Genomic DNA, 15,021 nt, shown 5'->3' on the forward strand with positions numbered 1-15,021 from the left:
CATGCCAGCACCAGATGCAACCAGGCCATTATTGGAAACAGGTGGCAAAACCTGGTGTTTTACCCGCCTCAATACCACAATCCTGAGTACTATTTTGTTCAAACATGCCGCAATATAATACCCCGGCTCGATCGGTTGAAAAGTAAGGGAAGTTTTTAGGGGATGAGGGCCACCCTAACGAATTAAAGCTGTTAGATAACACCTCTAACTCGTTATATGTCGGCGCACTATCCATGCTACCGCACTGTTTCTTGATATCCCATTTTGACGAATCAACGACATGAGCAAGACCCCACGTTTCGTTATTGATATCAGGTGTCCCGGCTGCTTGTGCCCCAGAGGGTAATTCCGTCGACAGCAATGGTCGATGTAATGTTTTTCCATTCACCCCCACCGTATCCGCCATATGTCCCCAGAAATGAGCCGAGGAGACGTTCGGGCTGGTGATAACAGTGAAAATAGTGTCCATCGTCGCGTTGATGCTGGTGTTATCGGTCAGCGTCACCGTCAGCGGCGTTTTATATCCAGGCGTATTATCCTGTTTAATCATAAATGTCGCTGTACCGTCGGAACCGGTGGTTCCCTGGAGTGAATTACCACTATCAGTCATTATGACCGTCGCGCCAGTTGGCGGCTGAACGGTCAGATCATCCATTGCCGCCACATCGCCATATAAAGTCGCACCTGGGTTGCGCGGCGCTGCATCACCGCGTTTCAGGCTAAAGGACACGTTTGACACTGGGTTCCCGGCGTTGTCTCTCACGGTGACAGTCACAGGCATAGATTCCCCTTTCTTCACTTTCGCAGCCTGAGTAGAAGAATCAAACGCTGGTGAGGTAAGTGTTACCGCAGACACCGAAGCGTTAGGGTTCAGCAGGCAAGCCTGCATTGCACGAGTTCTCTGAGGTTCAACGGCTCCGGTATAGAGACTCACCGATTCGCATGGAGGTGCCTCCTTAGTCGCGTCACAGCCTGCTTTTGACGTCCACCAGTAATATCCACTTTGCTCTACCGGCCAGCCCGTTTGAGCCATCATTGTTCCATTGGGGTAACGGTTGTAGAGAGAGACAAGTTGATCAGCCGATGGATAGCGCGCATCCTCACACGCCTGCGTGCCGCTTCTTTCCCTTTGCTGCACCGTCGGCATAATCCAGGTCTCACTATTGATAATCTTACTGTTCACACCCGCTGTATTCGAGAGTTCAGCCTGGATTTTTGGTCGCACAAATACAGAGCCATCCGCCGCTGTCAGCGTTTCCCCCATATGTCCCCACATATTCGCCACGCCGACATCCGGGCTGGTGATAACCGTGAAAATCGCGTCCAGCGTGGCTGTTGGCATAGGGCTGAAGCCCAGTGCTTTTACGGTTATCGGCGTTCTAAGACCGGTCGTACTATCCTGGTGAAGATTCAGCGTCGCTTTACCCTGAGCATCAGTCTGAATAACCAGATAACTGGTATTACTACGACCATTCATGCTGGCGCTTTGTATGGTTTGTGCTGGGTTGAACGTATCAGCCACCAAATCATCCGTCGTTACCGTTTCGCTGAGCGATGTGCCCGCACGATTGTAGCTGGCGGCACGCAAAATCCCTACCGACTCAAATGGTGCAGGCGAGCCATCCGCACGGGTCACAGTAATCGTCAACGGAAGCGGTGAGCCTTTATGTGCTTTCCCGGCCGGTAACGAACTATCCCAGTTTTCCTCCGCAGTGGTCAGGGTAATATTGCCCACCGACTCCACACTTTCCAGACAGGTCTGGAAGTTGAGATCTGCAGAATCCGACGCGACATGTCCAGTATTCCCCACCTTGAGGTTAATATACTGATAATTAGGATTAACAGCGCCTGAACTGGAGACAACGCTTCGTGACCAGAAGTACGGCTTTGGCGCTGTTGACTTGTCAAGCGGCCAGCCCTGTGCCGTTTCAATCGTTCCTGAAGGGTATGCCTCATATAACGATTGCAGATCGCCAATAGACGGCAGTTTATCTTTACAACCTCCCTGCATACCACTCAGCGCATTATTGATAGTCAGTCGCTGCCAATATTCATTGTTAACAATAAGCCCATTGGAAGAACCGACTTCATCTTTTAACTGTGGGCGATGGAAGACTTTGCCGTTTTTAGCCGTTAAGGTCTCCGGCATATGACCCCAGAAGTTAGCTTTTGGCGTATCCGGGCTGGTAACGGTCGTGAAAATCGCGCTCAGCGTATTCGAGATAATGCCGTTACCGTCATCAATTTCTGCGGTGAGCGGGATACGCGTACCGTCTCCCTTATATATCTGGCGTAGTATAAAAGTGACCGTACCGTCACCACTGGTCATGCTGTAATATTTATTTCCGTCATCAAAATAACCGTTGGAATTATTGTAACTGTCTTGCACATAAATCAGCCGTGACTGATTGGTAATCTTGCCGTTGTTGGTCGCATTTGAGGTTCGAGCCACGGTGAAACCATGATTCAACGTAATCGGCACATAACCTTTCGGATTTCCCTGGGCGTCGCGAGTGGTCACCGTCATGGTGATTTGATCCCCGGTATTGCTGTAGTCTGTTCTGACTTTTACTGCATCAAGGTTGTCATACTTTGCCATTTTATCAGACGTTAATTCGATGGTGCTCACCTTCGGATTTGCCGTTGTCTGGCAGGTCAGATACCCTAACTCCGTGGATGCCAGACTGTAGCTGGTCCCGTCGCTCAATTGTACGCTTTTATATTTGCGATCCTCGATACTGTCTTTTTCCGGTGTGCTGGAGTCGTAACCTTTTTTTAGCAAGACAGGCCAGCCATCTACCGCATGTCCACGCCATTCACTGGCGAGTGTGAGTAACGCGTCCTGAGTCGGAATATAATCCGCGCCACAGCCGCCATTACTGGCCTTCGTCGCCTGATCTTCGGTAAACAGAGCCCAGCTTTCGTTATCCTCTACATCAGACTTACGTTTGGCGGCAGGGCTATCGGTTAGTTCCGTAAACAGAATCGGCCGTTTAAATGTCAGTCCACCTGCGCTCAACGTTTCCGGCATGTGGCCCCACATATTCGCTTTATCGGTATCCGGACTGGTAACCACGGTGAAAATGGTATCCATTGCAGCCTTTTTTGTCGGATCGGAATAGAGCGCGGCGGTGAGCGCCGTTTTCGTGCCGTGGGTATCCGGACGCGTAATATTGAGAATTTTACTTCCGTCGCTACCGGTTAGTGCCACATATGCTGTCGCTGTATCGTTGAGCACCATCTCATCAGGCAGACCCGCATCAACCACCACCGATGAAACAATCCCATCACCGCTACCTGCCGTATGACGTTCACCAGAACGGGTATATCCATCGCCACGTTTCAGGGTAAATGGCATATCTGCCATCGGGTTACCGGCAACGTCTTTGACCGTCACCTTCACCTGTAACGTCTCGCCCTTTTTCAGCTTTGCCGCATTAAGCGAACTATTCCACTGCGCCTGATCCACCACTTCCAGTGTAATGATACTTGCGGGAGGGTTAGCATCTTTCAGACAACTCATATAAATCGAGTCATCGGCAGCATTCTGTACGTTCCCGTTATTCAACCAGACGGAGGCAAGGTGCGGAACTTTATCCATCGGCGTACCGCTCCAGTATTGTTCACGCAAGGTGGGCCAGCCATGAACGGTTTGAATCGTATTGTTACTGTTGGCGTTGTACAGAGCGGTAAGCTGTGACTGGCGTGGCACTTTATTTTTCTCGCAACCGCCAGCCGCGATATTTTCGATATCAGACTGCGCCACACGCACCCAGGTTTCGTTATTTTCCACTAGTGAACGGTTTCCTGCGCTCACTTCAGAGAATAATTTCGGTCGCTTAAAAGTTATAGAATCCACAGTGATGGATTCGTTCATGTGACCCCACATTTGCGCGCTGGCTACATCCGGGCTGGTGGGGGTAGTAAAAATCACGTTGTAGTTAACGGTATTGGGAACATAAGAGTTAGTCGGCGTGATATCCAGAGGAGTCCCCAGCCCAACGCCTTGCGGCTGCTCAATGTCCACCGTTGCTATACCTCGAGCGTCGGTTGTACCGGAATAGACAGTTGTGGGCTGAGAAGTACCGTAGAAAGTACCGTTCATCTCTATCGCGCCGCTGGTTGGATCATCAAACCCGGTAACCTGCCCTGGACGGTTATACCCCATGCCTTTGGTGATGGTGAAATTTGTAAACGGCACCGCCGCGTCATTTAATGCATTATAGGTTCGCACTGTCATGACAATTTTTTCACCGACTTTAGCCTGCGCCCGGCTTCCAATAGCAACATCATGATCGGTCGTGACCGCCACCTGCGCGACCATTTCATTACCTGAACAGGAAAGGTAATTTCGTTTAAAGCCAGAGTAACTATCGACCAGCCCCGTTTTGAAACTGACCGATGAATGCGTCGCCTGCTCCACCGCGCTTAAGTAATCTTGTTTTGCCGTTGGCCAACCGTATTTTGTGCCTATAACATTAGCAGGATAAGCGTTGTACAGGCTTTCCAGCGAACTCTGGCGCGGAATATGTCCAGTTCTACATTCCGCCTGCATAGAGCCATTTTGGTCAAACAGTGCCCAGTCTTCGTTATTTTCCCGCATAGAACCCAGTTCATGAGCAGTTTCATCCGCCAGCAGCGGGCGTTTAAAGACGCTACCAGATTCGATAATCCCGAGCATATGCCCCCACATTCTGGCCTTATCGCTGTCCGGACTGGTTACTACTGTGAAAATGACATCTTTCGCATCAGACGCAGTGAAGTCACTACGCATTCTCGCCGTAATATGGGTTTTAACGCCAGCGCCATCGGGCTGACTCAACCTCAATGAGGCCTGACCGTTAACATCTGTTATCCCTTCATAAGTATGCGCATCAACCTGGTGAAAATTGGCTCCTCCCGTTATTTGCACCGGATGCGCTTCCCATGCGTCGTCGGATTGATTCTTTCGGTTGATGCCATCATCCAGATGCAGCGAGAAATAGTAGTAAGCCAGCGGCTGACCATTATTTTTGTTATCGGTGATTGTCAGTCGCATAGAGGCATCTTCACCCACCTTAACCTTCATCGCCTGTACCGTTGAGTCATAGCTTGCAGGTGTGAGAATCAGTTTTGGTTCAACGTCCGGTGCCTCTTTATCCACACAGCTAACAATAAGTTTTGTATCGTCCAGTTTTTGCGCTTCGCTACGGTTAGACACATCTGCCGCATGATGCTGCCCGGCCATGCCCGCGAGGGATGACCAGTAATAATCTCCCTGCATCGGCCAGCCAGTGACTTCCTGAATTGATGTAGGAACCACCGTCGCCATCGCGCCAAACTGGCGCATACCAGGCAAAATATCGCAGTGATTATCTGCGCCACTCCAGGTGAAGGTTGACCAGGTTTCATTATGATCGTCGACGCTGCCTGCTTCATTATCGACTTCAGCCGCCAGTTTCGGACGGCTGAAGGTATAATCCCGAGCCTTGAGCGTATCCGCCATATGACCCCACATTTTTGCCTGTGGTACGTCCGGGCTGGTGAGAACGCTAAAAATGACCGCCGTTTCGCTGGTTTGGCTAATGCCAGACAGGCTTACGACCAGCGGCGTTTTTACGCCTTGCCCGTTCGGTTGAGCCACCGTTACCGTCGCCGTACCATTTTCATCCGTCGTGCCGTGATATTCCGTTGCCGTGGTGGTAAGTTCCGTACTCCCCAGTTTTACCGGACCGATGTTATTCACCACGCCCTGACGGTTTTCTGCATCCCGACGTTTGATAATAAAAGGAATATTTCCTGCCAGATTGCCCTGACAGTCTTTCGTCGTCACCGTTAGCGTAATTGAACCATCTACGGTCGTTTTTGCCGCTTTCAGCGTATCGTCATATCCGTTAGCGGTAATGGTAACCAGATCACCCTGTGCAGCCGCGATGTTCAGCGTCACTTTATTATCAACCAACGGCACTGCCCCCTGATTAGGTACGCCCGTTAAGGTAAAGAGATAAAGTAAAGGTATCGTTTGTTGTTGGTCAATTCGCGGCCAGGCAACCAGAGAATGTCCAGCCAGATCCTGGGCACAAAATGACCTGTCTGGGCGCGGCTGTGGATCTAACGGCGTATCCGGCGTGGCGGCCTCAGCCCACACCAGAGAAACAGAAGGTGGATTTTGATTTTCCCAACGCAGCAGCGGTGGCGTGGAGAAAACGTCCCCTTCAGTATCCAGAGGGTTCTGTAAGATCATCTGCGTAGCCGTATCATCTACGCTAAATTCACTGGGTTTTGCAAAGGCCTGAACATCGTGAAGTTCTGTCGGTTCAAGCAGGGTGCTGCCCTGATAAACGGGTATACTGGCGCTCTCTGCCCCAGGCACAGTGCCATTGATTGCGTCGGTCGAGATACCCGTTTGTTGCCACTGGCCACCTTTTAACACTGCCGCTACCTGAAAAGAAAGGGAGAGCAGTAAAACCGCCGTTATCGCTTTTATCAGTTTCAAAGCCCCGCCCATAATTGAAACCTGCCCGTTTAAAGTTACTTTTTCACCTCAACCCACTTTGCTTAACGCAGGTTAAGCAAAGTGCGCGGAAAAGCACCATTCCCCTGGGGAATGGTGCCGGTGACGATTATTTTCTCTGGTAGTCGATGGACAAACCGTAGCCCTGAACACCATCTGCGCCAATTGTGAGGCCGCCTTCGCTGTAGTCGAACGCAGTCTTCGCTTCGGCATTGGTAACCGGGATAACCAGGTCGCTGTTGTTGTAGCTCGGGTTGACAATCCCCCCCGCCGTCCGCAACTGCAAACTGGTGCCGGTAAAGCGCCAGCGGTAGTTGTACTGGCTGGTAACCTCTTCACCCGTATCGTAGGAGCCGTTGCTGTTTTTATCTTTCCACAGCATGACCTGATAGGTGGTATTCGTTTTAAGTTTGGTATCTTTGCCCAGCAGGTTGGTATTGATATCCTTCTCGTGAATGACAACTTTAACTGCGTCATCAAATACTGGCCCTTCAGGAATATCATCGCTGTCAGAACCACCGCCTGCGTTAGTAGAGAGATCCAACAGCACCAGTTGTTCTGCGACGTTAGGGTCGCCGGTTGTCGTGGTTGGGGTAATTTTCAAACCGATATAGCGGTCAGCATCTGCTGCGGCAATGGTGTAAGTATCACTGCCAGCAGTACCGATCTCCTTCGGATCGCCCCCCGCCTGGTCACTAAAGCTCATCCATTGCAGCGTCGCTTTTGTCGCGGTGTTGTTGTCATCAAGATCGCCCTGGGTATCGCCAATGGCCCAGTTTGCCGTTAACTTATCGCCAACATGAAATTGCTTTTCGCCATCCGTAGATGCAGTACGACCACCGCGATCAACGGTTATGGACACATGAGATTTATCGGCGTCGGTGATTTCTGTCGCGCTACGGGTTATCCATGGCACTGTACCCTGAATCGTTCCGGTTGATTGCGTCTCTGATTGCCACTGGCCAGCTCTTAGATTGCCCTGCCCTTCTGCCATGGCGGCAGGTACTGCGCAGTACCCTGCCAGAGCCAGTGCCAGCGCGACTTTGGTCATCGGTCGCTTTAAATAATGTTTCATTCAACTCTCTCCTTGATTAATTTCCAGCGGCTGGCCGATCGGCCATTACGCCGATCTAGTGCTTGCTGTAAACCACACGTAATCCATATCCCTGCACGCCATCTTCTTTTTGAGCACCGAACTTCTGCACGGCCTCGTCGTTGGTGGCAGGGATGACAATATCTTCATTACTGGTATTCGATTGCGCACCGGTGTAGCCATTAACGCTGTGCCCGGTAAATTCCCACTGGTAGTCGTATTGCGCCATCTCTTCTTCCGTCAGTTTTTCCGACTGCTGGAAAACACCATCTTTATTGGCGTCACGCCATAAGACAAAACGGTAGGCGTTATCCACAGGTAAATGTTCTTTCTCATTGTCGATAAGATTGACGGGGTTAGTCGCAGATACACGGTAGATAAACGCATTAACATCATTCCCCCCCGCACCAAGGAATGTCACATCCACATAGTTGCTGTCGTCATACGGAGCAGCTTTTGCTTTCCAACGGAAAGTGCCGGGTAACGTACTGGAGAGGGTGACAGTTCCTTTCTCTTTATCTTGCTTCGCGATAAAGACACAGGGGTTATCGGTTGAGCAGGGCTTATTGGCGAGCGTGACTTTTTTGTCTTGTGCATCATAAAGTTGTGGACTCAGACCATTGTCTGGAAGCGGATCACCGTTACGATCCGTGTCATCACCAAAACTGTCAGTGATATCAAGATCCATCACCACGCCATCGACACCATCAGCCTGGGCGCTGGCTTCATGGCTGTGATTGTTTTCTTCAGGCACGTTAGCAATGTTATTGACGATCAGCTCAATTTTACGATCCTGCTGTACGGTGATTTCTACCACACCGGAGTTTTGCCGATGACCCTTTTCATCTTCCAGCGCCAGACGCACTCGCCAGGTGTTGAGCTTTTCTTGTTCGGCTTGATCAGAGCTGTATTGCCAGGCAGGCAACACCAGATTCCAGTGATTATTGTTACCCTCGGTGATGGTGTTGGCTTTCACCACAGGCATCACTAGCGTGCGGGCGGCATTGTTTTTCGCCTGCCAGGAGGCGGCGACAATTTTATAGTGATGGTTGATCAGCGCATTAATGGTCCACTTACATTTTTCCAGTCCCACCGCAGCTTCCGGGGTGTCCTTGATAACACATTCCGGATGTTCGTTAGTGGAATCAGCCTTTAGCCAGAGCGTAACATCGAGAGGGTCTTTTTCTTTATATTCCAGAACAATAAAATTATTTCGCTCAACAAAGTCATGTCGGCTACCCATCAGCGAGTGGGCTGCTTTGACATTATCGCTATTCAGTTGATCTTTAAGTGGTACACCGAACTGATAGTTAACAGTAGCGTTAATACTAAGATCACTGTTATCTCCAGTGCCTGCTTTATATTCCGTCCCGACTGTCAATAACGGAACTGGTTGATAGTTAACTCCAAGCGTCACCGCATACGGATCTTTCTCTAAATTATCAGTGCCGAACAGCGCAACTTCGTCACCATAATATTGCTCGAAAACAACTTTGCCCCCCAACTGTGGATAAGAAGGTAGCCAGGCTTCCGCACGCACATCCCAACCACGCGCAGGTCGTTCTAAATAGAAGTCGAAATCTTTTGAGTCTTTCCAGTCAGAAAGTGGATGGTAATAGTTACCAGAAAGTTTTAAATAATCCGTCCAGGCTTCAGTCCCTAACCCTAAACGGCGATGTCCGCGAGTGAAATCATAATCGTAAAATATATTTCCACCCAGAAGCCATTTATCAAAATTATGCCTCACCCCAAAACCTATATTACCTATCGTGCGTTCCTCTTTACGTTGAGCGGATAACTGGCTGAAATAAACGCTTTTTTGATTGTCATATAAAGGAACAAAATAGTCGATTGAACTACCGTCCAGCGAGCCATCCTGACCGAGAGAAAGATTTGAGCGGACTTTACCATATGGAGAAAGCGCGCCTTCAATATAAGACTGCGCAGATGAGGTAATTTGCCCTTGCAGGTAGCTTCTGGCCTGGGATTCCAGAGCTTCTGGGGTCAGGTTCTCAAACCCCTGCTGGGCGGATTCGGCGACGTAGTTGGCACCACGCTCTTTGAAGGATTTACCTTTATTATTTTGTTCTTCTTGTAAGGCAGCTTCGCTTCCCAAATCCGGTAATGAAGAGTCACTTTTCTTAACATTTATCTCTGGCTCCGCATAAGCAGCACCAGAGATAAAAATTAGCATAAAATAGCGTATCCATCGCAACATGCCTTTTCCCTGTAACGATTTTATAATCTGAAATTAGCTTCGGCATTGTATTCCAGATAGTTCAGAGATTGCACACCAGAAATGCTAAATATATTCTTAAAATTATAATAATGGGAGTTTGTTCACTCTAATTACGTGTTAGACTAATAGAAATTAACTCATAATATTTATGCTGGGAATATATAAAAGAAAAACATATATTCCCGTGATATTAAGCAGTGGTAAATTCAACGCGTTTTTTAGAAATTAAACCGTGTCCATTCTGGCAGAAATAATCCACCGCGCCACAGGCTTTTAATACCTGTAACGGCTGATGACAGTCAGGGCAAAGCGCCTGAACAGTGAAATCTTTATCGCAAGTTGTGCAGTGGGCCGTCTCGCCATTGCGTTCGAGAGGGCTTTGGCAGACTGGGCAGTTGAGTTCCATATTTCTTCCTCGCGATTGGTTGGGTTTCCCTTCCTGGATGGCAAGAGAAACCCAATAAGTAATTACTTACTTTTCTTAATGTGCTTCATCAGACGCTTACGTTTACGCATCTGGGTCGGCGTCAGAGTGTTACGCTTGTTCGCATACGGGTTTTCCCCTTCCTTGAACTGAATACGAATCGGCGTACCCATCACGTCCAGAGATTTGCGGAAGTAATTCATCAGGTAACGTTTGTACGAGTCAGGCAGGTCTTTCACCTGGTTGCCGTGAATCACCACAATCGGCGGGTTGTAACCACCAGCGTGGGCATATTTCAGCTTCACACGACGCCCGCGAACCAGCGGCGGCTGGTGATCTTCAACAGCCATGGTCATGATACGCGTCAGCATAGATGTCCCCACGCGACGGGTAGAGCTGTCATATGCTTCACGTACTGATTCAAACAGGTTACCAACACCGCTACCGTGCAATGCAGAGATAAAATGCACACGAGCGAAGTCGATAAAGCCCAGACGGAAGTCCAGCGTCTCTTTCACCTGCTCTTTCACTTCCTGGCTCAGGCCGTCCCACTTGTTCACCACAATCACAAGTGAGCGCCCACTATTGAGAATAAAGCCAAGCAGGGAGAGATCCTGATCGGAAATACCTTCGCGTGCGTCAATCACCAACATCACCACGTTGGCATCTTCAATCGCCTGCAACGTTTTGATTACGGAGAATTTCTCTACAGCATCGGTGATTTTGCCGCGTTTACGTACGCCAGCGGTGTCAATGAGCACATACTCACGTCCATCGCGTTCCATCGGAATGTAGATACTGTCACGCGTCGTGCCTGGCATGTCGTAAACCACGACGCGCTCTTCACCCAGGATACGGTTAGTGAGTGTAGACTTACCGACGTTTGGACGACCAACAATCGCCAGTTTGATCGGCAGACTTTGCGGATCAAAGTCGTCTTCCTCTTCTTCTTCGCCGTTCTCTTGCGCTTCAAATTGCGCCCAGTATTCAGCGTCTTCGTCGACTTCTTCTTGCGGCGCGATATCTTCCATCCACGGCAGCAGCACGTGCTCCAGCAGACTTAATACGCCACGACCATGCGAAGCGGCAATTGGGTAAATTTCACCTAAACCAAGTGAATAAAAATCAACGATTGCTTGATCCGGATCCAGTCCATCGGTTTTGTTCGCCACCAGGAAGGTTGGCTTTTCGCGAGAACGCAGATGTTTGGCAATGGCTTCATCCGCAGGCATCAGACCCGCGCGCGCATCCACCATAAACAGCACCACATCCGCCTCTTCAATCGCCAGCAGCGACTGTTCCGCCATACGAGTTTCTACACCGTCTTCCGTACCGTCAATCCCGCCGGTATCAATACAGATAAACTCGCGGCCTTCAATTTCCGCACGACCGTACTTACGGTCACGAGTCAGACCCGGGAAATCCGCAACCAGCGCATCTCGGGTGCGAGTTAGACGGTTAAATAACGTGGATTTTCCTACGTTAGGGCGCCCGACAAGCGCGACCACAGGTACCATGTTTAAAGCCTCATTTTTATAAATCATCAGACAACGCACGCTATTTTCGCGTCGTTGTTAAAAACAGGAAAACGGCTCCTGTCCAGGAGCCGTTTTCAAAGTGAACGACAGAGACGATTAACGTGTAATGGAGTACACGGTCCCGTCTTTTGCCTGGATCAGCAGTTTGCCATCAGCGGCAACCGGGTCAGTCTGGAAACCGGAGCTATCAACTTTTTGTTGGGCAACGAAACGTCCATCTTCCACATTAATCCAGTGCAGATAACCTTCGCTATCACCCACCACCAGGTTGCCATTATACAGCACCGGAGAAGTCAGCAGGCGGTGCAGCAGATCGCTTTGTGTCCACAGCGTCACGCCACCATCGATGGTCAACGCCATTACCCGGTCATTTTGATCAACCAGATAGATACGGTTACCGTCGACAATGAAATCATTCACCGAACCCAGTTCGCGTTTCCACATAATCTGACCACTGCGCAAATCAAGCGCCGTCAGGTTACCATTATAGGCCAGCGCGAAAACAACACCGTTCACAACCACTGGCGTAGTATCAACATCGCTCAAACGGTCAATTTCGGTTGAACCGGTCGCCTGGGAGATACGCTGCTGCCAAATCATCTGTCCCTGCTGCATCAACACAGCACTGACGCGACCATTATCGCCACCGACGACTGCCGCACCAAATGCAGTTGCTGGCGCAGACTCGCCACGCAGAGAAAGCGAAGGCATATCAAGGTTAACAGTCCATTTAACAGCGCCGTCAGCTTCGTTCAGCGCCTGCAGCTGACCGTTGCTGGTGTGAATTAACACCAGACCGTCGCTGACCACCGGGCGAGAAAGTGCTTCACCCGCTACTTTGGTTTGCCATGCCACAGTGCCATCGCTGGTGTTCAGCGCGTAAACCTGCGCTTTTTCACTGCCAATATAGACATGACCACCTGCGACGGTCACACCGCCAGAAAGTAATGCCGGCTCTTTAGATAACCAGCCATCTTTCTCAGCCAGGCTGACAGACCAGATTTCTTTACCGTCATCCGCATTCATCGCCTTTACCAAACCAGCGCGATCGGCTGCATAGACAACGTTATCCGCCAGTGCCGGATGAAGATTAGAGTAGAAGTTACCAATGCCGCTACCAACAGAAGTGCTCCACGCCGTGGTCGGCGTAAACTGGTTTTCAACGGTCGGCAATGGGGACATCTTGACCACATCTTCTTCACTGTTAAACAGCGAACAGCCGCTTAAAAGGGTAACGGAAAGCACTCCTGGCAGCAGTAATTTACGCAATTGCATCGGGTCCCTCTCAGATGGACAAATTATTAATTTTCATCTGCATCATTTCACTCAGTGCCGGGGTCACATCGCTTTTCACGCCTGCTTCCCATGCACTACGCGCACCTTGCTTATCACCTTTGCTCAGTAATGCTTCACCACGCAAGTCGGCAACAATGGCAGCCCACCCTTCACCTTTTATGGTATCAAGGGTTTTCAGCGCAGCATCAGTCTGCTTGAGCTGCACCTGAACTCGGGCAAGACGCAGATTTATCACGGCTTTGAGATTTTCATCGCTCGTGTCCGCCAACCCTTGTTGCAATTGAGCGGCGGCTTTCTCTAGTTCATTTTTGTCAACAAATTGCTGCGCAAGTTCCAAAGAAGCCAGCGCGCCGTAAGTATTTTTATTTTCAGCAGCAAATTTTTCCGCCGCTGGGATGCTGTCCGGTTTGCCTTCGCTAACTGCGGTAACCGCATTTTGATAGGCAAGAGAAGCGGAGCGTGCGGACTCAACCTGATGGCTGTTCCAGTAGCGCCAGCCAATCAGTGCGCCAACGCCTAAAATCACCCCAACAGCCAGTGCTTTGCCATTTTCAGCAAAAAAGCGTTTAACCGCTTCAACCTGGTCGTTTTCGTTCTCGTAAATTTCCACGCTGTCCTTCTCCTTCCTTAACCCAGTAACGTGTGCAAATGCGCGGCTACGCTATCCTGCGCAACTGCCGTTTGCTCACCAGAGCGCAAATCCTTCACTACTGCCGTGCCATTAGCTACTTCAGACTCACCCAGCACCACAGCAACGCGGGCACCCCATTTATCAGCACGGGCAAACTGTTTCTTAAAGTTGCCGCCACCGTGGTTGGTCATCAGTTTCACGCCTGGTAATTCATCACGCAGACGCTCAGCTAATGCCATAGCCGCAGATTGTGTATCAGTACCCGAAGCCACCAGGTATATATCGACAACGGGATCGGCTTTAAATTCCGGGTTAACTGCCTGAACTAACAACACCAGACGTTCGAGGCCCATCGCAAAACCGACTGCCGGTGTGGCGCGACCGCCCAGTTGTTCCACCAGACCGTCATAACGACCGCCTGCGCACACTGTGCCCTGAGAACCTAGGCTGTTAGTGACCCACTCGAAAACGGTACGGTTGTAGTAATCCAGACCACGCACCAGACGCTGGTTTACGGTGTAGGCAATGCCTGCGCTCTCAAGCAGTTTGCACAGACCGGCAAAATGCTCGCGAGACTCTTCATCCAGATAATCGCCCAACGCCGGAGCGTCGTTGAGTAACGCCTGCACTTCCGGATTTTTAGAATCCAGCACGCGCAACGGGTTGGTGTACATACGACGTTTACAGTCTTCGTCCAGCTTTTCTTTATGCTGTTCAAGGAACGCAACCAGCGCATCGCGGTAATTGGCGCGAGCTTCCAGCGAACCAATAGAGTTCAGTTCGAGAGTAACGTGCTCAGAGATACCCAGCGCACGCCACCAGCGGGCGGTGAGCATAATCAGTTCGGCATCAATATCCGGGCCTTGCAGACCGAAAACTTCGCAGCCCAACTGATGGAACTGACGATAACGTCCTTTCTGCGGACGCTCGTGACGGAACATTGGCCCGATATACCACAGACGCTGTTCCTGATTGTACAGAAGACCATGCTCGATGCCGGCGCGTACACAGCCCGCCGTCCCTTCAGGACGCAGAGTCAGGCTGTCGCCATTGCGATCCTCAAAGGTGTACATCTCTTTTTCAACCACGTCGGTGACTTCACCAATCGCACGTTTGAATAGCGGGGTCTGCTCTACAATCGGCAAGCGGATTTCACTGTAACCGTAGCTGCCGAGCACGTTTTTCAGTGTGCCTTCAATGCGCTGCCAGATGGCTGTTTCGCCAGGCAGGTAATCGTTCATGCCGCGAATGGCTTGAATGTTTTTTGCCACGTTTATTCTCTTTCTGAATATAAAAATGAACCCTCA

Annotated in this window: 8 protein-coding genes; all 8 read right to left on the reverse strand. The window is 50.2% G+C overall.

Annotated elements, in window-relative coordinates; all coding sequences use genetic code 11:
- Window positions 1-28: 28 nt before the first annotated feature.
- Window positions 29-6,487: an adhesion domain-containing protein gene (locus tag WES_RS05940; RefSeq protein ID WP_016158776.1), complete on the reverse strand. Its 6,459-nt coding sequence runs from the start codon at window positions 6,485-6,487 to the stop codon at window positions 29-31.
- 115 nt (window positions 6,488-6,602) lie between these two features.
- Window positions 6,603-7,568 (reverse strand): SinI family autotransporter-associated protein, encoded by a 966-nt coding sequence (locus WES_RS05935; protein ID WP_000683614.1) that lies wholly within the window; start codon window positions 7,566-7,568, stop codon window positions 6,603-6,605.
- A gap of 55 nt (window positions 7,569-7,623) precedes the next feature.
- Window positions 7,624-9,804, reverse strand: coding sequence for an intimin-like inverse autotransporter SinH (gene sinH / locus WES_RS05930; protein WP_016158777.1), 2,181 nt, complete (start codon window positions 9,802-9,804; stop codon window positions 7,624-7,626).
- 211 nt (window positions 9,805-10,015) lie between these two features.
- Window positions 10,016-10,231, reverse strand: a complete 216-nt coding sequence (locus tag WES_RS05925) for a zinc ribbon domain-containing protein (protein WP_000422360.1) — start codon at window positions 10,229-10,231, stop codon at window positions 10,016-10,018.
- A gap of 62 nt (window positions 10,232-10,293) precedes the next feature.
- On the reverse strand, window positions 10,294-11,766 hold the full coding sequence (gene der / locus WES_RS05920) for a ribosome biogenesis GTPase Der (RefSeq protein ID WP_016158778.1): 1,473 nt from the start codon (window positions 11,764-11,766) through the stop codon (window positions 10,294-10,296).
- Between the two features lie 117 nt (window positions 11,767-11,883).
- Complete coding sequence (bamB, locus tag WES_RS05915; protein ID WP_001177079.1) at window positions 11,884-13,062, reverse strand: outer membrane protein assembly factor BamB; 1,179 nt, start codon at window positions 13,060-13,062, stop codon at window positions 11,884-11,886.
- A gap of 10 nt (window positions 13,063-13,072) precedes the next feature.
- Complete coding sequence (gene yfgM, locus WES_RS05910; protein WP_000409213.1) at window positions 13,073-13,693, reverse strand: ancillary SecYEG translocon subunit YfgM; 621 nt, start codon at window positions 13,691-13,693, stop codon at window positions 13,073-13,075.
- Between the two features lie 17 nt (window positions 13,694-13,710).
- Complete coding sequence (gene hisS, locus WES_RS05905) at window positions 13,711-14,985, reverse strand: histidine--tRNA ligase (RefSeq protein WP_016158779.1); 1,275 nt, start codon at window positions 14,983-14,985, stop codon at window positions 13,711-13,713.
- Between the last annotated feature and the right edge of the window lie 36 nt (window positions 14,986-15,021).

Source organism: Escherichia sp. KTE31 (genome assembly GCF_000407925.1).
GTDB lineage: Bacteria > Pseudomonadota > Gammaproteobacteria > Enterobacterales > Enterobacteriaceae > Escherichia > Escherichia ruysiae.